The following is an 18289-nucleotide window of genomic DNA, read 5'->3' as shown; positions in this document are numbered from 1 at the left end:
TCAGCCGATCGCGTCGACGGCCGCCTTGGCCTTCTTCAGCGTGTCCTGCGCCGTGGCGTCGTTCTTCTCGAGCGCGCCGCGGAGCGTGCGGATGATGGTGCGGACCTCGGCGGCGACGCGGTTCCAGCGCGCCTCCTTGGCGGCGTACTCCTCCGAGACGCCCGACGCCTGGTAGTCGGCCATGGCCGTCTTGACGTCACGGTCGCGCGCGTCGATCAGGGCCTCGAGGCGCTGCGCGACGGCGTTGAAGTTCTCCTGCGCGGTCGTGGACGCGCCCAGGTCGAAGTCCCGACGGTCGATGCTGTTGCCGCTCATCGCTCTCCCCCTCAGCCCTTCGCCGAACCGAAGCGCGCCGCGTCGAAGGCGGAGCCGCCCTGCGCGGCCTGCGTCTCGTCGGCCATCTGCAGGTCGCCCTCGCCGAACGACCGGTCCATGCCGCCGATGCCCTGGAGCACCGAGGCGAGGGCGCCGTTGAGGTCGACCGCGATGCGGTCCGTCTCGCCCTTGAACTTGTCGAACGCCGCACGACCGGCGCCGTTGAACTTGCCCTGCAGCGGCTCGGCGGCCGCCGCCAGCTGACGCACCAGCGCGCCGAGGTCCTCGTTCGACGACGACGTCTTCTTCGTCAGCGTCGAGAGGACGTCGGATCCCATCGCGAACTTCACATCAACCCCCTCGCGGTTCGGCGTCCTCGGACAGGACGACCCGAGCATCCTGCCAGGAACCGGACGGACCGGCGTTCCCCTCGTCCACAGGAGCGGACAGAACCACACGTACGGGTGCCTCGGGCACGTGTGGCGACGAGTGCCTTGAGCACCTTGCTAGCACGGACCGCCGACACACCGCAGCCCGGGACCGCCCGATTCACCCGCGGGCGTGCCGGCAGCGTCAGTCGCGCGCCGTCAGGACGATCGTGCCCTCGGGTGTCAGGGCCACGGTGTGCTCGGCGTGCGCGGCGAGCGACCCGTCCGCGGTGCGGATCGTCCAGCCGTCGTCGTCGATCACGTAGTCGTCGCCGCCCGCCATGAACCACGGCTCGATCGCCACGACGAGGCCCGCCTTGAGCCGCACCCCCGTGCCCTCCCGGCCGAGGTTCGCGACGTGCGGTTCCTCGTGCATCGTCCGCCCGACGCCGTGCCCGCCGAAGTCGGCGTTGATGCCGTACCCGGCGTCACGCCCGACGCGGCCGATCGCCGCGGAGACGTCGCCCATGCGCGCCCCGACCCGCGCGGCGGCGATGCCCGCGTCGAGCGCCTGCTCGGTCGTCGCGATGAGGCGCTGCGCCTCGGGCGTCTGCGTGCCGAGCTGGAACGTGAGCGCCGAGTCGCACACCCAGCCCTCGACCTGCGCGGCGAAGTCGATGCTCAGCACGTCGCCGTCCTCGAGCACCTGCGCGGACGGCAGGCCGTGCAGCGCCGCGTCGTTGACCGAGGTGCACAGCACGCCGGGGTACGGGATCGCGCCGAACGACGGGTGGTAGCCGAGGTAGACCGAGTGCGCGCCGGCGTCGTCGATCATGCGGTGCGCGTGCGCGTCGAGGTCGAGGAGCGTCATCCCGGGCCGTGCGACGTCGCGCAGCGACTGCAGGACTCCGGCGACGAACCGGCCGGCCGGCCGCATCGCCTCGATCTGGGCGGGGTTCTTGAGGGCCACGGGACCACCTTGTCATGCCGTCGCCGCGGCGCCGGACCAGGCCGGACGATCGCAGCACCGGCCGGACCAGCGGCGCCGTCGCAAGGCGGCCGGGCGGAGCCGGCGGGCACGCGAGCCGAGGAGAGAAGGTCTCCGGGCAGGGGACAGCCCGTGGGCCGGACCTGGACGGTCCTGCCGCGGCGGACGAGGTCGCGGCTCCCACGGGCTGCGGTGACTGCCGGAATTCGCTCGCCGCCCCTCGCCGTCTCCGGCGGGAAGGCAACGGGCGGACGTGCAGTCCGTCCCGAGCTGTTCGGGCGACTAGCGGACAGTCACCTCACGCGTCCTGGAAGACTTCATGTTCCGGACCACCTCCTTCCCGTGTGCTGACGACGCTACGTCGCGTCCGGGCGACCGCCAACTCATTTCGCTGCCCGCGAAGCGCGACGGCTCACGACGTCCACGCGGCGAGCTCCCAGTCGTCCTCGCGCAGCGCGCGCACCCCGGCGGAGCCGAAGCGGCGCGACCACTCGCGCCCGGTCCGGCAGTCGAGGAACCCGGCGAACATCTCGGTCACGACGCGGTCGCGCACCCGCGGTGACGTGACGCACCCGTGGACCGCGGCGTTGTACATGCCGAGCAGCTCGAGGTGCTCGCGGCTGTCGGTGGGGTCGGCGGCGCCGAAGACGGCGTCGAGCACGTCACGACGCCCGGCGCGGAGCAGCCACGTGCGGGTGCGCATGGGGTGCAGGCCGGCCATGAGCGCGAGCGCGGGCACGGCTGCGTCGAGGGGCAGCGTGCCGGCGCGGTCGAGGCGCTCGAACGTCCCGAGCACCGCGTCGGGGTGGTAGAGGCCGACGGCGCCGAGTCCCCGGAGGCAGCAGTACCGCCAGCCCGGGTCGGCGTCGGGTCGCAGCCACTCGTCCAGCACGTCGAGCGACGTCCCGGTCGCGGCGCACGCGAGGCCGAACGGCACGAAGACGAGGTGCCGGCCGCCGAGCGGTCCGGCGGCGGCGTGCTCGTCGTGCGGGCGGGCGGTCACCAGCCGGGTGAGGCGGTCGAGCCGGGGCACCCACGACGAGGGCGTCCGGTCCGGGGCGACGACGGCGTGCGCGACGAGGAGCGCGCGGTGCGTGCGGGCGTCGCCGCCGTCGGCCAGGGCGGTGACGAGCGCGTCCGTCCCGGTGGCGTCGGCAAGGCCGTGGACCGCGACGACCAGCGCGGCGAGCACGCGGAACATGGTCGTGTCGGACGCGAGCAGCGTGCGCAGGTCCGGCGCCAGGGCGCCCACGTCGACGTGCGGGTCGAGTCCCGCGAGCACGCGTCGCGCGGCGGGCGCCTCGGGCCGGTCACCGCCCAGCTCGACCGGTCCGTCGGGTCGGCCCGGAGGGGTGAAGAGGAGCAGCACGCGACGGGCGATGCGGCGCGCGACGACGCCCTCGACGACGAGCCGCTGCACGAGCGGGCCCCACGGGCGCAGCACCCCGATGCGGTCGACCAGGACGTGCCGCCACAGCCGGCTCGTCGCGTCCACGACCGCGGGGTCGGCGCACCCGTTGACGTAGTTCGTCACGGTGACCTGCGAGAAGAAGGTCACGAGCGGCCACGTGCCGCGGCGCGGCGGGAAGACGTGCAGCCGCCCGACGACCCGGTCCAGCACGTCACCGATGAGGCGTTGCGGGTCCGACGTGCCGTTCGAGTACAGCGCGAACGCGGCGGCCACGGCATGCGCGTCGGTGCTGTCGGGGTCGGTCACGACACCCGCGTACACGTCGGCCTGCGCGGCGGCGGGCAGCAGGCACGTCGCGTGCAGGGCGATGCGCTGGAGCTCGGGCGCGTCGTGCACCGCGACGCGGACCAGGAAGGCGGTCGCGGCGGCGGGCGACCGCTCCGCATAGGTGGAGAGGACGTCGAACACCGCGCCGCGCAGCAGCGGCACGTCGGACGTCCCGAGGAACCGGACGACGCGCTCGACGGCGGCGGTGTCGCCCGCACGCAGGTGCAGCGCGACGAGGTCGCGGTAGGGCAGCCCGAGCAGCAGCGGGTCGTGCACGGAGGCGGTGAGGGCGTCGACCCAGTCGCGCTCCAGCGCGCGGTCGCCGAGCGCCCGCCGGGCGTCGAGCGGCACCTCGCGTCGCGGACCCGCACCCGCGCCCGCGCCCGCGCCAGTGACCGGCGGAGGCACGACCTCGTCGTCGCGCGGCAGCTCGAGGAGGTGCCCGGGCGCGTGCACGAGCGGGTACGAGGCACCGACGTCGTCGGGATGCGCGAGGTCCGTCGCCGTCAGTGCCACCGCACCGCCCACGACCCGGCGGTGCGCGGCCGCCTCGTCGACCCGCAGCAGGTTCGGCCCGCCGGACGGCAGCGTCGCCGCGCGCAGGGTCGCGACGAGCGACGAGTGCGCGAGCCGGCAGCCGTCGGCGTCCGCCACGACGAGGTCGCCCAGCCCGTCGACGAGCGCCGCGACCCGCGGCAGCGTCGAGCCGAGCCACCGGACGAGCGCGGGCAGCGGCACGGGCCCGCGGGCGACCGCGAGGTGCGCGAGCAGCGGCTCGAGCACGGTCGCCCACTGGTCGCGCCACGTCGGCCCGAACGACTGCTCGAGCGTCGCGCGCAGGTGCCGTTCCGACGACGCGTCGACGTCGCGCGGCAGCTCGAGGTCGGCGAGCGCGACGTCGGGGCGTGCGAGCAGCTCGTCGGCCGCGTTGCGCGCGACCAGGAAGTTCCCTCCGGCGCGGGCGACGAGCGCGGCGATCTCGTCGTCGCCGCGGCCGCTGCCGTCGAGGCGACGACGCAGGTAGCCGGTGAGGTCCGCGTCGACGAGCGCCCGTCGGTGCGGGCTCGCGAGGTCCAGGCGTGCGGCGGAGAGCGCGTCGAGCGCGGTCGCGACCGCGGGGTCGGTGCCCGCGACCAGCACGCGCACGCCCGGGACGGCGGCGAGGCGCAGGACGGGGTCGAGGCCGTCGTGGTCGAGCCCGTCCACGAGCACGCGCACGGTGGTCGCCGGCGGCGCCGCCGTCAGCGCGGCACGCAGCGGCTGCCCGACGAGGACCGCGAACAGCTCCTCCGGCGGCAGGTGCGCGAGCCCGTACGGACCCGCGGCGTCGGCGCGGACGGGCTGCCAGCCGGGCACGGTCGTCGCGAGCTGCTCGGCGAGGGAGCGGACGACGGCGCGGGGGTCGACGGCCGCTCCGCCCCCACCCGGGGCGCTGACGTGCACCGCGCTCCACCGGCTGCGGACGGACTCCAGCAGGTCGACGGGGGCGTCCGGCTCGTCGGGCGCCGACCCCGCGCCGGCCAGCCACGCGGCGAGCACCGACGTCCCCGACCCGACGTCACCCGTGAGCAGGAGGGCCGTCGACGGGCTGTCCATCCACGCGGCGACCTCGCGCACCGCCCACCAGCGCGGCTGCAGCACGTCCGGGACGACCCCCGCGGGCACGCGGTCCCGCGGCGACACCACGGCGACGGGCGTGCCGGGCGATGCGGACGGCGCGACGAACACGCGCGGCGACGTGCGCGTGTAGAGGACGGGCGTGACCCACTCCGGCCCGCGCAGCAGCGCACGTCGGGCCGCGGTCACCGCCTGCTCGACGAGCGCACCCGCCGCCAGCCGCTCGTACAGCGCCGCAGCGGCGGCGTGCGCCGACCGGTCCGTCACCGGGTACTGCATCGCGAGCGCGACGGGAACGCCCGCCCGCACGAGCTGGTGCGCCGACCCCGCCTTCGGCTCCTGCGTGCTGACCTCACCCGTGCTGCACCCGTTGAGCACGGCCACCCGCAGGTGCGGTGCGGCCAGCAGGTGGTCCGCGAGGGTCCGGGCGTCGAGCACGTCCGCGGTGCCGTCGTCCGCGGTGAGCGCGAGGATCCCGCCGCGCGCGTCCGCGCCGCCGTGCCCGACGACGTGCAGCACGTGCCAGCGGTCGTCGAGCGTGCGCCGCAGCGCGTCGAGCGTCGGGGGCTCGAGCCGGTGCAGCTCGACCCGGTCCCCCAGCGGTGCGAGGGCCTCGCGCAGCGCGTCGACCTCGCGGTCCACGTCGAGCGGCGGCAGGTCGCTCGGCGACGCGGCGACGAGGAGGACGCGCAGCGTCCCCTCGAGCGGCGCGGGGTCGACCGGGGTGGACGCGTCGGGGTAGCGGACCACGAAGACGCCGTCGGTGTGCACGAGGAACGTCGACCCGTGCAGCAGCAGCTCCCACGGCAGCGCGGCCACGTCGGGGGCGTCGTCCAGCTGGAGCCGGACCCGGACGGCCCCGCCGTCCCGCCCGGCACGATCGCGAGCCGTGACGAGGAGGTCGCGCGCGTCGTCGGCGAACACGGCGTCGAACAGCGCGCGGCCGAGCGTCTCCGTCCGCTCGGCGAGCGCACGCGCGGCGTCGGCGTCGGGCCGGGTGCGGCCGCGCGCGTCCGCGAGCGCGTCGGCGAACGCGCTCGCGTCGGCCGCGACCGGAGGCGTGAAGGGACGGGTGCTCGACGCGCCGAACGCGTCGCACGACACGACCGCCAGGTATGCGTCCCCGTCGGGGACCACGCGGACGTCCACGTCGACGACCGCGCGGTCGGCCCCCGGCGGCGCACCCGCCGGCGGGTCGTCCAGGCTCGTCGTCATCGCGTGCCCCCCAGCCACCACCCCTGCCGCGGGCGTCGACGACGCCGGCGCGACGTCACGGACCGCCGCCGGGCCGTCCCGACCGCGTCGCGCGACGCAGCGAGCGTACGGCCGGCGGTTGCGTGGACGGGTGGTTCTGCGGTGATTTCGCCCGGTATCCGGAGCGTGGGAAACATCTCCTTCCCTTCAGATCGGCCACGGGGCGGCCGATGGTCCGGGTATGTTGCCGGACGCACGTGAAGACTGGACGAGCGCCCAGGAACGACTCGCAGAGGGCACGCAGGAGGACGACATGAACCCGCACGACAACGTCGCGCCGCGCGCGACCGCGCAGAACCTGACGCACGCGTTCACGGACCCGAACCCGTTCCTGTCCGAGGACCGCACGATCCTCGTCGGCGGCCGTGCGACGGCCATGCAGCGCGGGCTCAACACGACGCCGGAGCGCACCGAGGACTGAGCCCGGGACCACCCGAGCACGACGAAGGCCCGGCCCGGAGGGGAACCCCTCCACGGCCGGGCCTCGTCGTCTGCAGGGGGCGCCGACGGGCTGCGGCGGGCGTCGCGTCAGCCAGGGTCGGCCCGGGTCAGCCCGCGAGCGCCGCGCGGACCAGGGCGGACAGCTTCTTGCCGTCGGCGCTGAGCCCGGCGCGGGCCGTCGCCTCCTTCATGACGGCACCCATGTCGCGCAGGCTGCTCGCGCCGGTGGCGGCGACGACGTCCTGCACGAGCGCGGCGAGCTCGTCGTCCGACAGCTGCTGCGGCAGGTACTCCTCGACGACGTCGGCCTCGGCCGACTCGTTCGCGGCCCGCTCGTCGGCGCCCGCGGTCGTGTAGATCTCCGCGCTCTCCCGGCGCTTCTTCACCTCGCGGGCCAGCACGCGCAGCACGTCGTCCTCGGTGAGGTCCTTCTCGACGGGGCCCGCCTTGGCCTCGGCGCGCACCGCGGCGACGAGCTGGCGGAGCGTGCCGGTGCGGAACGAGTCCCGCGCCTTCATGGCGGTCGTGAGGTCGGAGGTCAGACGGTCGAGGGTCGGGGTGCTCATGCGGCCATCCTCCTCTGCGACGGCCGGGCGCGGCGATCCGATTCACCGCTCCGGGATGCGGGTGCGGGCGCGCCGACCTACCCTCGCGAAGGCTCCGCGCGCGACGACGCACGCCGCGCCCACCGCGCACGGTCGCCGTCGAACACGTCGACGAGGGGGACCGCCATGACCGTCCGACGCAGCACCCGACGTCTCGCCACAGGGCTCCTCGCCGCGGCGCTGGTCGTCGCCGCCCCGGCCGCCGCGATCGCGCACGGCGGCGGTCACGGCGGTGGTCACGGGCCCGGCGGCGGGCACGGGCACGACCGGCCGACGAGCTACCTGCTCGACCCCGTCGGCCCCGCGGCCGACGACGTCTACCCCGAGGGCGTCGCGGTGCACGGCGACGACTTCTACGTGGGCAGCACGACCGACGGCACCGTCTACCGCGGCGACCTCGACGACCCGACGGCCACGCCGTTCCTGACCGGTGGCGCCGACGGGCGCACGTCGGCGGTCGGCATGAAGACGGACGGGCGGACGCTGGTCGTCGCGGGCGGGGCCACCGGTCGCGTCCTCGCGTACGACGTCCGGACGCGCGCGCTCGTCGGCTCGTGGCTCGTCGCGCCGACCGGTGCGCCGACGTTCGTCAACGACGTCGCGATCAGCCCCCGCGGCGACGTGTACGCGACCGACTCGCAGCGGCCGTCCCTCTACCGCATCGACGCGCGCGACCTGCGCGCCACGCCCGCCGAGCGCACCCTTCCGGTGTTCCTCGACTTCACCGGGACCGCGCTGCAGTACCAGGCCGGGTTCAACGTCAACGGCATCGCGATCTCCGGCGACGGTCGGACGGCCGTGCTCGCGCAGTCGAACACCGCGACGCTCTTCGCCGTCGGGCTGCGGGACCGCACCGTGGCGGCGATCGACCTCGGCGGCGCGACGGTGGCCGGCGACGGCCTCGTGCTGAAGCACCGCACGCTCTGGGCCGTCGAGCGGCAGGGTGACGTCGGGTACGTGGTGCGCGTCGACCTCGACCGGTCGCTGCGGTCCGGGACGGTCGTCAGCCGCACGACCGACCCGTCGTTCGACGACCCCACGACCGCGGCGCTCGTCGGGCGGTCGCTCCTGGTCGTGAACAGCCAGTTCGGCGAGCGGGCCGCGGGTGAGGCACCGGGTCCGTTCACGGTCTCGCGGGTGCCCGCGCCGTAGCGCCGGCCGCGTCGGAGGCGTCGGTGACCGGCACCCCGGCACCCCGGACCTCCGGCCCGGAGGGGCCCGGGGCCGCGACGTACCGTGGACGGGTGACCGAGACAGCCTCCTTCGGCCCCGACCACCCCGTGCCCGACCCCGCCGAGATCCGCGCGCTCATGACGGACCTGCGGCGCCTCGTGCTCACGTACAAGTTCGGGATCGACGAGGTCATGACGAAGCTCTCGATCCTGCGCGAGGACTTCCGGCACATGCGCGACTACAACCCCGTCGAGCACGTCGGGTCCCGGCTGAAGTCGTTCGAGTCGATCCTCGCGAAGTGCCGACGCAAGGGCATCCCGCTCACGCCCGACGCGATCCGCGAGCAGATGTTCGACGTCGCGGGCGTGCGCGTGACCTGCTCGTTCGTGTCCGACATCTACCGGGTGCGCGACATGCTCGTCGGCCAGGCCGACCTCACGCTGCTCGAGGAGCGCGACTACATCGCGCACCCCAAGCCCAATGGCTACCAGTCGCTGCACCTCATCCTGCAGGTGCCGGTGTTCCTGTCCGACCGCGTCGAGGACGTCATCGTCGAGGTCCAGCTGCGCACCATCGCGATGGACTTCTGGGCGAGCCTCGAGCACAAGATCTTCTACAAGTACCACCGGCAGGTGCCGCAGCACCTCATGGACTCCCTACGCCTGGCGGCCGACGTCGCCGCGTCGCTCGACGCGTCGATGGAGCGGATCCACGACGAGGTGAAGGCCATGACCGCCGACGACGACGCCCGCGCCGACACCGACCCGCTCGGGCCGGAGGAGGCGATCCTGCGCGGCTTCTGGCGCACGGCCGAGGCCGCGGAGGCGGACCGCCAGCACCTCGACGGCTGAGGTCCGGCTGCGCGGCATCAGGGGAGGCGCGCGCCCTCCGGGAGCGCGATGGCGTCGTAGGCCAGCACGTGCGGGGTGCCGACGCGGCTCGCGTGGAAGAGGACCTCGGCGTTCTCCTCGACCGCGACGGCGACCTTGAACGCGAGCTTCAGGGAGACGCCGACAGCGAGCAGCCCGTGGTTCGCCCAGACGACGGCGTCGACGTCGTCGCCCATGAGAGCCGCGCTGCGCTCCCCGAACGCGGCGCACGTCGAGAACTCGAACGGCATGACCGGCACGGGTCCCTTGGCGTACAGGACCATGTTGAGCAGGACGGGGTCGATCGTCCGGCCGAGCGTCCCGAGGACGTTCACGAACGTCGACTCGGTGTGCACGATCGCCTGCACGTCGGGTCGGCGACGGTAGTGCGCGAGGTGGACGGGCAGCTCGGTGGACGGGAGCAGGTCGCCCTCGACCACGGTGCCGTCCATGTCGACGACGAGCATGTCGTCGGGGCGCATGGCGTCGTAGCGGACGTCGGACGGCGTGATGACGACGCCCTCGAAGCCGTCGTCGCCGTGCACGCGGACGCTGATGTTGCCCTGGGTGTTGAAGTTGAGGCCCGTCCGGACCGACTCGCGGCAGTAGTAGAGGATCTCCTCGCGCAGCGCCTGGTCGGCCCTGGACCGCGTTCCCGTGCGGGTCATCGTCGTCTCGCCTTCGCGCGTCGTCTTGAAACCTTTCAAGCCGACTTTCCCAGTCCGGCGTCACCCGTCTGCAGGACGAATGTCCTGAACCCGCGCGCGGCAGGCGCCGGTGCGCTAGAAACACCGCGTGCTCACCATCGCGGCCGCTGCCGCTGCCGCCTCACCCGACCCCGGGTTCCCACCGGTCGCCGTCGCGCTCGTCGTGGTGTTCGTCGTCGTCGCGATCCTGATCTCGCTCATCCCGCGACGCGACGGCAGGACGCGCCGGTCCGGCCAGGACTCGCACCGCTCGTCCGTCCATGCCGGGGGCGGCGACGACGGGTGGTCGGGAGGCTTCGACGGAGGCGGCTCGGACGGTGGCGGGGGCGGCGACTAGGACGCAGGACCGCCGGCCGAGCCCCTACCCAGGTCGGCCTCGACGTACGCGACGACGCGGGGCGCGCCGTCGAGGTGGGTGCGCCACTCGGTGAGGAGCGCGCGCATCGCCGGGTCCTGCTCGACGCGGAGCTGATCGGCGTCGTAGGTGGCGCGGTCGGCGTACTCCATGATCTCGACGAACAGCGCGGGGTCGTCGAGCGACCACTGCAGCCGCGTCCGGATGCCGCCCGGCTCCTCGTACACGGGGCGGGCGCGTGCCAGGAACGCCTCGAGGTCGGCGCGCGTCGTCCGGAGGCGGCCGTGCAGGTAGAGCGTGAACACGTCGACATCGTGCCGCGAGCGCTCCGAGGCGGATCGGGACCTCCGACCGGCGCCGCACGCCGAGCGAGCCATCCGCCCGTCACGTCCGGCATCTTCTCTCAGAGGGGCGCCGGACCCTGTGAGGTTGTGTGGGTCCAAGGGCCCGTCGCGAGCCTCGGACGTGCACGGATGCTGGTCGCAGCACCGTTCGTCCCCACAGGAGTCCACTCCGATGCGCACCTCTCCTCCGCCCGCACTCGGCCGGGTCGTCGTCGTCGGCGCCGGCATGGTGGCCCACCGCCTCGTCGCCGGCCTGCTCGACCGGGCGCCCGGCGACGGCTGGCACGTCACCGTCGTCGGCGACGAGCCGTGGGCCCCGTACGACCGGGTCCACCTGTCCGAGCTGATCACGGCGGACCGCACGCCAGCCGACCTCGCGCTCGAGCCCGGCGTGTGGGAGGACCCGCGCGCGTCGCTCATCACGGGCGACGCCGTCGACAAGCTCGACCGCGACGCGCAGACCGTGACGACCCGCTCCGGCGTGGTGCTGCCCTACGACCAGCTCGTCCTCGCGACCGGGTCGTGGGCGTGGACGCCGCGCACCGAGGGAACGGACCTGCCGGGCGTGTTCCGCTACCGGACGCTGACCGACCTCGACGAGCTGCGCGACTGGGTCGCCGACCGGTCCGCGGTGCTCGGGCGGCCGCTGCGCGGCGCGGTCGTCGGCGGCGGCGTCCTCGGTCTGGAGGCTGCGGCGGCGCTGCAGCACCTCGGCGCGAGCGCGACCGTCGTCGAGTTCGCGGACCACCTGATGAACGTCCAGCTCGACGCGGGCGGTGGCGAGGCGCTGCGGGTGCTCGTCGACGGGCTCGGCATCGACGTCCGCACCACGACCGGCTGCACGGGTCTCGCGGCGGCGGACGACGGTGCCGTCGCGACCATGCGGCTGTCGGGCGACGACGAGATCCCCGCCGACGTCGTCGTCTTCTCGACCGGTGTGCGGCCGCGCGACCGGCTCGCGCGCGAGTCCGGCCTGGCGATCGGCGAGCGCGGCGGTGTCGTCGTCGGCGCGTCGTGCCGCACGTCCGACCCGGCGATCTGGGCGATCGGCGAGTGCGCGTCGTTCGAGGGCGAGTGCACCGGCCTCGTCGCGCCGGGCAACGCGATGGCCGACGTGGTCGTCGACCGGCTGCTCGGCGGGCCGCGGCTGTACACGCCTGCTCCCGAGGGCACGAAGCTCAAGGGCGTCGGGATCGACGCCGCCTCGTTCGGCGACGTGCTGGCCCTGACACCGGGCGCGCTCGAGGTCACCTTCACCGACCCCGTCGCGAAGACCTACCGCAAGCTCGTCGTGTCCGACGACGCGCGCACGCTGCTCGGTGGTGTCTTCGTCGGCGACGCGGCCCTCTACCCGCAGCTGCGTCCCATGCTGGGCCGCCCGCTCGGCGCCGACCCGTCCGCGTTCCTCGCACCCGAGGGCGGCGCGCCCGACACCGGCGCCGACCTGCCCGACGACGTCGTCGTCTGCTCGTGCACCAACGTCACCGCCGGGACGGTGCGCGAGGCCGTCACCGAGCACGGCTGCACGACGGTCGGCGAGGTCAAGGCGTGCACGAAGGCCGGCACGGTCTGCGGCTCGTGCGTCCCCGTCGTCACGAAGATCGTCAACGCGCAGCTCGAGGCGTCGGGCATCGAGGTGTCGCGGGCCATGTGCGAGCACTTCGCGATGCCCCGCGCGGACCTGTACGCGCTCGTCGCGGCCGGCGAGGCGCGCACGTTCTCCGAGATCGTCGCCGCGCACGGCACCGGCCGCGGCTGCGCCGTCTGCAAGCCCGTCGTCGCGTCGATCCTGTCGTCGCTGCGCGCCGGGCACGTGCTGGAGCGCCAGCACGCCGGGCTCCAGGACACCAACGACCACGTCATGGCGAACCTGCAGAAGGACGGCACCTACTCGGTCATCCCGCGGGTGCCGGGCGGAGAGATCACGCCGGAGAAGCTCGTGGCCCTCGGGTCGGTGGCGGCGGAGTTCGGCCTCTACACGCGCATCACGGGCGCGCAGCGGATCGGCATGTTCGGGGCCCGTATCGACCAGCTCCCGGCGATCTGGCAGCGGCTCATCGACGCCGGGTTCGAGTCCGGGCAGGCGTACGGCAAGTCGCTGCGCGCCGTGAAGTCCTGCGTCGGGTCGGCCTGGTGCCGGTTCGGCGTCCGCGACTCCGTCGGCATGGGCATCCTGCTGGAGAACCGCTACCGCGGGCTGCGGACGCCCCACAAGTTCAAGGTCGGCGTCTCCGGGTGCGCGCGCGAGTGCGCCGAGGCACGCGGCAAGGACGTCGGCGTCATCGCGACGGCGGGCGGCTGGAACGTCTACGTCGGCGGCAACGGCGGGGCCAACCCGCGGCACGCCGACCTGCTCGCGGAGGACCTCACCGACGACGCGCTCGTCGCTGTGATCGACCGCTTCCTCGCGCTCTACGTCCGCCGCGGTGACCGGCTCCAGCGGACCGCGCCGTTCGTCGCCGAGTACCCCGGCGGCATCGAGGCGCTGCGGGCCGTCGTCGTCGACGACAGCGAGGGCATCGCCGCCGACCTCGAGGCCGACGTCGCCGCGCACGTCGACGACTACCGCGACGAGTGGGCCGCCGCGCTGGAGGACCCCGACAAGCTCGACCGCTTCACCGCGTTCGTCAACGCCCCCGACGCGCACGACCCCGACCTGGCGTACACGCCGCTGCGCGGGCAGGTCCGCCCCGCCGAGCCCGGCGAGGTCGCGCACCACGACCCGCGCGTCGCGCGCACGCTCACCCTGGAGGTGACCCGGTGACCGCCACCGCTCTCAGCACCGACGTCTGCGCGCTCGACGCCCTCGTCCCCGAGCGCGGGGCCGCCGCCCTCGTCGACGGCGTGCAGGTCGCGCTGTTCCGGCTCGCTGACGACACCGTCCTCGCCGTGCAGAACCGCGACCCCTTCGCGGGGGCCAACGTCGTCGCGCGCGGCATCGTCGGGTCGGTCGGCGACACCCCGACCGTCACCTCGCCCATGCACAAGCAGGTCTGGGACCTGCGCACCGGCGAGTGCCTGGACACCGGCGGCAAGACGCCGAAGGACGTGACGCCTGACCTGACGACCTGGGCGGTCGACGTCCGCGAGGGCAGGGTGGTCGTCGCGCCGCGATGACCAGGGCTGACAGTTGCGGTGATCACCCGCTCGCCTGAAGTCGCGCGGTGACCGCCTCGACCCACGCCCGGAGCCGACGCGCGTGCGGTCCCGGGACATCGGCGAGGTCCAGGCGTTCCAGCACGACCGGCGGGTCCAGGAGCCCGGCGCGGAGCAGCGCGTGCACGAAGTCCAGGTCCTTCTCGCGGAACGCAGCGAGCTTGGACACGGCCAGGTCGTGCCGTTCGAGGCACAGTGCACGTCCTGGTGCCGACGACAGCGACTCCCCTCGCACCAACCGGTCCTGCCACCCGACAGGCAGCACGATGAGGCCGTCGATCTCGACCCCTTGGGCGTAGTACCCGTACATCTGGTGGAAGCCCGAGTCCTCGCCGATGGCACCGTCGACGGCCAGAGCCTTCTTGGCGGCGTCCACGCCGAGGAACGCGACGTCGGCCTCGATCGAGCCGACCGCTTCGTCCGGCAGGTCGTCCTCGTCGAACGACCCCAGGATCGACTGCGACCCGACGATGACGATGTCGGGCGTGCTCGTGATCGTGGACGCGGCTCGGAGGATGTGCGCGAGGTCGGAGCGCTTCATCGGGCTGCGTCCAGAGCGGCGAGGCGTTCGTCCTCGGTCAGGACACCAGCGAACGGCGAGTTCTGCCGGAGCTCGCGCGAGCGCTGCGACGGCGACGTGAGCGCCAGCAGGAGGTCGTCGAAGGGGCCGTCCAGGAGCTGCTGCCACTGCGCCAACCACTGCGCTGGGCGGCCGCGTGTGTGCCTGGTCCGCATGTGCGCGAGGTTCTCCCTGGCGAGCTCGACGAGCTCAGGATGAAGGACGAGCTTCCCGGCGGTCGCGAATGCCAGGTAGAGCGACCGGCGCTGGTCGGCGGACAGTCGCTGGGTCGAGTACCGCAGCCTGTCCACGTCGGACCGGCGCACTCGTCGGTGGGCGCCCGACATCTCGTACGGCAGGTCGCCGCGCTCGGTCAGGTTCACGACGTGCTGCCGCGACGCGCCCAGCAGACGAGCGACCTCTCCGGTCGTGAGGAGCTCATCCACCTCACCCCAGGAGGCATCCGACGCCGTACGCATGGACCAACGCTAGAGCCACAAACACCAGAAACACAACGCATGAACGCGGCGCTTGCGTTTTTGGTGTCTACGTCTGCGCGGTCAGCGGTCGGTCGCCCGGCGCTCCAGGCGGACGACGATCGCCTTCGAGACGGGGGTGTTGCTGTCGAGCGCGGTGCTCGCGAGCGGGACCAGGACGTTCGCCTCGGGGAAGTACGCCGCCGCGCAGCCACGGGACGTCGGGTAGGCGACCACGCGAAGGTTCGGCAGGACGCGGTCGGGCTCGCCGGGCCACTCGCTGTGCACGTCGACACGGTCGCCGTCGGCCAGGCCCAGGTCGTCGAGGTCATCCGGGTTCACCAGCACGACGTCACGCCCCCGACGGATGCCGCGGTAGCGGTCGTCGAGGCCGTACATCGTGGTGTTGAACTGGTCGTGCGCGCGGACGGTCTGGAGGATCAGCCGGCCCGGCGGGCACTCGACGGGGACCAGGTCGTTCACGGTGATGTGCGCCTTGCCGCTCGGCGTCGGGAACGTGCGCGAGTCGCGCGGCCCGTGCGGGAGGACGAACCCGTCCTTGTGGCGGACGCGGGTGTTGAAGTCCTCGAAGCCCGGCACGACGCGCGCGATGGAGTCACGGATCGTGTCGTAGTCGCGCTCGAAGCCCGCCCAGTCGACGGGACCGTCGTCGCCCAGCACCGCGCGGGCGAGGCGCGTGACGATCGAGATCTCCGAGAGCAGCAGCGGCGACACCGGCGGGAGCGGGCCGTGCGTCGCGTGGACCGCGCACACCGAGTCCTCGACGGAGACGAACTGCGGGCCGGTCTCCTGCAGGTCGAGGTCGGTGCGGCCGAGCGTCGGGAGGATGAGCGCCTCCGCACCCGTGACGACGTGTGAGCGGTTGAGCTTGGTCGACACCTGGACGGTCAGGTCGGTGCCGCGCACGGCCACCTCGGCCGCGCGCGTGTCGGAGATCGCGCCGACGAAGTTGCCGCCGAGCGAGAACCAGACCTTCACGTCGCCGCGCTGCATCGCCTCGACGCACGCGACCGAGTCCAGCCCGTGGCGCCGGGGCGGCTCGAACGCGAACTCGGCGGCCAGCGCGTCGAGGAACGCGTCCGGCGGTCGCTCCCAGATGCCCATCGTCCGGTCGCCCTGCACGTTGCTGTGCCCGCGGATCGGCGACGCACCCGCACCCGGCTTCCCGATGTTCCCGCGCAGCAGCAGGAGGTTGACGATCTCCTTGATGGTGTCGACGCCCTTGCGGTGCTGCGTCAGGCCCATCGCCCACGTGACGATGACGCGGTTCGCCGCGAGGTAGCGGTCGGCGAGCTCGTCCATCTCCGCGACCGTGAGGCCCGTGGCCGTCAGGACCTCCTGCTCGTCGAGGTCCGCGAGGTGCCGGCGGAGGTCGTCGAGGCCCAGCGTGTGGGCGTCGAGGAACGCGTGGTCGAGCACCGTGCCGGGCGCGCGGTCCTCCGCCTCCAGCACGCGCTTCGAGACCCACTGGAGCAGCGCCATGTCGCCGCCGCTGCGGATCTGCAGGAACTGGTCGGCGATGTCGGTGCCGCGGCCGACGGCCCCGCGAACCGTCTGCGGGTTCCGGAACCGCTTGAGCGACGCCTCGGGCAGCGGGTTGACCGCCACGACCGTCGCGCCGTGCCGCTTGGCGTCCTCGAGCGCGGTGAGCATGCGCGGGTGGTTCGTGCCCGGGTTCTGTCCCATGACGACGATGAGGTCGGCCTGCGCGAAGTCGGCGTACGTGACCGTCGACTTGCCGATCCCGATCGTCGCGCCCAACGCCGAGCCCGTGGACTCGTGGCACATGTTCGAGCAGTCGGGCAGGTTGTTGGTGCCGAACGCCCGGACGAAGAGCTGGTAGACGAACGCCGTCTCGTTCGCGGCGCGGCCGCTCGTGTAGAACGCCGCCTGGTCCGGCGAGTCGAGCCCGCGCAGCCGGTCCGCGACGATCCGGAACGCGTCCTCCCACGTCACGGGCACATAGTGGTCGCTGCCGGCCGGCTTGTGGACAGGCTCGACGAGCCGCCCCTGCGACCCCAGCCAGTACTCCGAGCGGTCGGCCAGGTCCGTCAGCGAGTGCTCCGCCCAGAACGACGTCGGTACGGTCAGCTGCGTCGCCTCCCAGCTCACCGCGCGTGCGCCGTTCTCGCAGAACTCCGCCATGCCGCGGTGGTCCGGGTCCGGCCACGCGCAGCTCATGCAGTCGAAGCCGTCCTTCTGGTTGAGCTTCGTGAGCAGCCGCAGGGCGCGGGCCGCGCCCATCTCCCCGACCGCGTACGACATCGCGTTCGACACCGACGGCAGGCCCACGGCCCACGACGCGGGCGCGTGCACCTCCGTCGAGGGCGCGGCGGCCGCGTCGACGAGGGGCGGTCGACGCGTCATCGGGCGGCCGCCTCGACGGGCTGCGGCCGGACGGGGGCGGGGAGGGCGTCGGCCGACGACGGCGGGGCGACGCTCGACGGCGCGACCACCCGCTCCGCACCCGCGTAGGCGACCATCGACGGCCCGCGCAGGAACCCGACGAGCGTCATCCCCGCCGACCGCGCGAGGTCCACGGCGAGCGACGACGGCGCCGACACCGCCGCGAGGAACGGGATGCCCGCCATCCACGCCTTCTGCGTGAGCTCGAACGACGCGCGCCCCGACACCATGAGGACGGTCCCGCGCAGCGGCAGCCGGCCCGCGGCCAGCGCCCAGCCGACGACCTTGTCGACCGCGTTGTGCCGCCCGACGTCCTCGCGCAGCACGAGCAGCTCGCCGGTGCGCCCGTCGAACAGAGCTGCGGCGTGCAGGCCGCCCGTCTTCGCGAACACGTCCTGCTGCTCGCGGAGCCGGTCGGGGAACGTCGCGAGCAGCGCGGGCGGGACGACGAGGTCGTCGCCGTCGACGGTCCAGCACGAGTGCGTCCGGACGGCGTCGATGCTCGACTTCCCGCACAGCCCGCACGCCGACGTGCTGACGAACGCACGCTCCAGACCGGCGTCCGGTGCGGGCACGCCGTGGCCGAGCGTCACGTCGAGGACGTTGTACGTGTTCTCGCCGTCGACGGTCGCACCCGCGCAGTACCGGGCCGCGGCGACGTGCTCCCGACGCGAGACGACGCCCTCCGACACCAGGAACCCCTGCGCGAGCTCGACGTCGTGGCCGGGCGTGCGCATCGTGACGACGAGCGACCGACCGCCGACGCGGATCTCGAGCGGCTCCTCGGCGGCGAGCAGGTCCTCGACGTGCCGCGGCGGGCCGTCGACGGTGATCCGGGTGACCCGGGTGCGGACCGCGATCCTCGACATCACCCCATCATCGCGCCGCCGAGCGGGC

General features: G+C 73.9%; 17 protein-coding genes. 6 read left to right on the top strand and 11 right to left on the bottom strand.

Annotation, left to right across the window (positions count from 1 at the left end; all coding sequences use genetic code 11):
• The 4 genes from KOV94_RS12325 to KOV94_RS12310 all read right to left on the bottom strand — a co-directional run bounded on the left by KOV94_RS12325 (position 1) and on the right by KOV94_RS12310 (position 6241).
• Entirely contained in the window at positions 1-315 is a 315-nt protein-coding gene (locus KOV94_RS12325) for a pore-forming ESAT-6 family protein (protein ID WP_124343918.1), read from the bottom strand.
• Between the two features lie 11 nt (positions 316-326).
• Positions 327-653: a hypothetical protein gene (locus tag KOV94_RS12320; protein WP_200829780.1), complete on the bottom strand. Its 327-nt coding sequence runs from the start codon at positions 651-653 to the stop codon at positions 327-329.
• A 235-nt stretch (positions 654-888) separates the two neighbouring features.
• Positions 889-1653, bottom strand: a complete 765-nt coding sequence (gene map, locus KOV94_RS12315; protein ID WP_124343920.1) for a type I methionyl aminopeptidase — start codon at positions 1651-1653, stop codon at positions 889-891.
• Positions 1654-2083: 430 nt separating this feature from the next.
• Positions 2084-6241, bottom strand: a complete 4158-nt coding sequence (locus KOV94_RS12310) for a CHAT domain-containing protein (protein WP_218052199.1) — start codon at positions 6239-6241, stop codon at positions 2084-2086.
• A gap of 292 nt (positions 6242-6533) precedes the next feature.
• Here KOV94_RS12310 and KOV94_RS12305 point away from each other — a divergent pair, with 292 nt between their 5' ends.
• Positions 6534-6701: a hypothetical protein gene (locus KOV94_RS12305; RefSeq protein ID WP_160142920.1), complete on the top strand. Its 168-nt coding sequence runs from the start codon at positions 6534-6536 to the stop codon at positions 6699-6701.
• Positions 6702-6828: 127 nt separating this feature from the next.
• Here KOV94_RS12305 and KOV94_RS12300 read toward each other — a convergent pair whose 3' ends face one another.
• Complete coding sequence (locus tag KOV94_RS12300; protein WP_124342242.1) at positions 6829-7287, bottom strand: GatB/YqeY domain-containing protein; 459 nt, start codon at positions 7285-7287, stop codon at positions 6829-6831.
• Between the two features lie 165 nt (positions 7288-7452).
• On the opposite strand from KOV94_RS12300, the gene KOV94_RS12295 reads away from it, so the two are divergent.
• Both KOV94_RS12295 and KOV94_RS12290 read left to right on the top strand, forming a co-directional pair.
• Positions 7453-8478, top strand: coding sequence for an SMP-30/gluconolactonase/LRE family protein (locus KOV94_RS12295; protein ID WP_218052198.1), 1026 nt, complete (start codon positions 7453-7455; stop codon positions 8476-8478).
• A gap of 158 nt (positions 8479-8636) precedes the next feature.
• Positions 8637-9350 (top strand): GTP pyrophosphokinase, encoded by a 714-nt coding sequence (locus tag KOV94_RS12290; protein WP_218052288.1) that lies wholly within the window; start codon positions 8637-8639, stop codon positions 9348-9350.
• Between the two features lie 17 nt (positions 9351-9367).
• Here the strand turns inward: KOV94_RS12290 and KOV94_RS12285 are convergent, their stop codons facing one another.
• Positions 9368-10036: a class II aldolase/adducin family protein gene (locus tag KOV94_RS12285; RefSeq protein WP_218052197.1), complete on the bottom strand. Its 669-nt coding sequence runs from the start codon at positions 10034-10036 to the stop codon at positions 9368-9370.
• Positions 10037-10163: 127 nt separating this feature from the next.
• Between KOV94_RS12285 and KOV94_RS12280 the strand changes: the two genes are divergently transcribed.
• Complete coding sequence (locus KOV94_RS12280) at positions 10164-10412, top strand: hypothetical protein (protein ID WP_218052196.1); 249 nt, start codon at positions 10164-10166, stop codon at positions 10410-10412.
• Here the strand turns inward: KOV94_RS12280 and KOV94_RS12275 are convergent.
• The gene (locus KOV94_RS12275; RefSeq protein ID WP_218052195.1) at positions 10409-10735 is read right to left on the bottom strand and encodes a putative quinol monooxygenase; all 327 of its coding nucleotides are present in this window, start codon (positions 10733-10735) and stop codon (positions 10409-10411) included. The genes KOV94_RS12280 and KOV94_RS12275 overlap by 4 nt on opposite strands.
• A gap of 211 nt (positions 10736-10946) precedes the next feature.
• On the opposite strand from KOV94_RS12275, the gene nirB reads away from it, so the two are divergent.
• Positions 10947-13538 carry a nitrite reductase large subunit NirB gene (gene nirB / locus KOV94_RS12270; protein ID WP_218052194.1) on the top strand — a complete coding sequence of 864 codons (2592 nt, stop codon included), beginning with the start codon at positions 10947-10949 and terminating at the stop codon, positions 13536-13538.
• Positions 13535-13891 carry a nitrite reductase small subunit NirD gene (nirD, locus tag KOV94_RS12265; RefSeq protein WP_124342236.1) on the top strand — a complete coding sequence of 119 codons (357 nt, stop codon included), beginning with the start codon at positions 13535-13537 and terminating at the stop codon, positions 13889-13891. The genes nirB and nirD overlap by 4 nt, the downstream gene beginning before the upstream one ends.
• Positions 13892-13913: 22 nt before the next feature.
• On the opposite strand, the gene KOV94_RS12260 is transcribed toward nirD, so the two are convergent.
• From KOV94_RS12260 to fdhD, 4 genes are all read right to left on the bottom strand, one after another.
• Positions 13914-14471, bottom strand: a complete 558-nt coding sequence (locus KOV94_RS12260) for a DUF6036 family nucleotidyltransferase (protein ID WP_218052193.1) — start codon at positions 14469-14471, stop codon at positions 13914-13916.
• Entirely contained in the window at positions 14468-14968 is a 501-nt protein-coding gene (locus tag KOV94_RS12255; protein ID WP_124342234.1) for a helix-turn-helix domain-containing protein, read from the bottom strand. Before KOV94_RS12255 ends, KOV94_RS12260 begins: the two co-directional genes overlap by 4 nt.
• Before the next feature lie 81 nt (positions 14969-15049).
• Positions 15050-17353: an FdhF/YdeP family oxidoreductase gene (locus tag KOV94_RS12250; protein WP_218052192.1), complete on the bottom strand. Its 2304-nt coding sequence runs from the start codon at positions 17351-17353 to the stop codon at positions 15050-15052.
• A complete protein-coding gene (gene fdhD / locus KOV94_RS12245; RefSeq protein WP_218052191.1) occupies positions 17350-18261 on the bottom strand; it encodes a formate dehydrogenase accessory sulfurtransferase FdhD in 912 nt (303 codons plus the stop codon). The genes KOV94_RS12250 and fdhD overlap by 4 nt, the downstream gene beginning before the upstream one ends.
• Positions 18262-18289 lie beyond the last annotated feature (28 nt).

The sequence above is a fragment of the Cellulomonas algicola genome (genome assembly GCF_019024305.1).
Taxonomy (GTDB): Bacteria; Actinomycetota; Actinomycetes; order Actinomycetales; family Cellulomonadaceae; genus Cellulomonas; species Cellulomonas algicola.
The sequence above is the reverse complement of the archived record's forward strand: the minus strand, read 5'-3'. Positions and strand labels throughout refer to the sequence as shown.

What these genes read in the sequence shown, in the direction of transcription:
- KOV94_RS12310 (WP_218052199.1), bottom strand. Translation starts at nt 6,241, where the DNA reads ATGACGACGAGCCTGGACGACCCGCCGGCGGGTGCGCCGCCGGGGGCC.
- KOV94_RS12260 (WP_218052193.1), bottom strand. Translation starts at nt 14,471, where the DNA reads ATGAAGCGCTCCGACCTCGCGCACATCCTCCGAGCCGCGTCCACGATC.
- KOV94_RS12255 (WP_124342234.1), bottom strand. Translation starts at nt 14,968, where the DNA reads ATGCGTACGGCGTCGGATGCCTCCTGGGGTGAGGTGGATGAGCTCCTC.
- KOV94_RS12300 (WP_124342242.1), bottom strand. Translation starts at nt 7,287, where the DNA reads ATGAGCACCCCGACCCTCGACCGTCTGACCTCCGACCTCACGACCGCC.
- KOV94_RS12295 (WP_218052198.1), top strand. Translation starts at nt 7,453, where the DNA reads ATGACCGTCCGACGCAGCACCCGACGTCTCGCCACAGGGCTCCTCGCC.
- KOV94_RS12285 (WP_218052197.1), bottom strand. Translation starts at nt 10,036, where the DNA reads ATGACCCGCACGGGAACGCGGTCCAGGGCCGACCAGGCGCTGCGCGAG.
- KOV94_RS12250 (WP_218052192.1), bottom strand. Translation starts at nt 17,353, where the DNA reads ATGACGCGTCGACCGCCCCTCGTCGACGCGGCCGCCGCGCCCTCGACG.
- KOV94_RS12320 (WP_200829780.1), bottom strand. Translation starts at nt 653, where the DNA reads ATGGGATCCGACGTCCTCTCGACGCTGACGAAGAAGACGTCGTCGTCG.
- KOV94_RS12305 (WP_160142920.1), top strand. Translation starts at nt 6,534, where the DNA reads ATGAACCCGCACGACAACGTCGCGCCGCGCGCGACCGCGCAGAACCTG.
- KOV94_RS12325 (WP_124343918.1), bottom strand. Translation starts at nt 315, where the DNA reads ATGAGCGGCAACAGCATCGACCGTCGGGACTTCGACCTGGGCGCGTCC.
- nirB (WP_218052194.1), top strand. Translation starts at nt 10,947, where the DNA reads ATGCGCACCTCTCCTCCGCCCGCACTCGGCCGGGTCGTCGTCGTCGGC.
- fdhD (WP_218052191.1), bottom strand. Translation starts at nt 18,261, where the DNA reads ATGTCGAGGATCGCGGTCCGCACCCGGGTCACCCGGATCACCGTCGAC.
- KOV94_RS12290 (WP_218052288.1), top strand. Translation starts at nt 8,637, where the DNA reads ATGACGGACCTGCGGCGCCTCGTGCTCACGTACAAGTTCGGGATCGAC.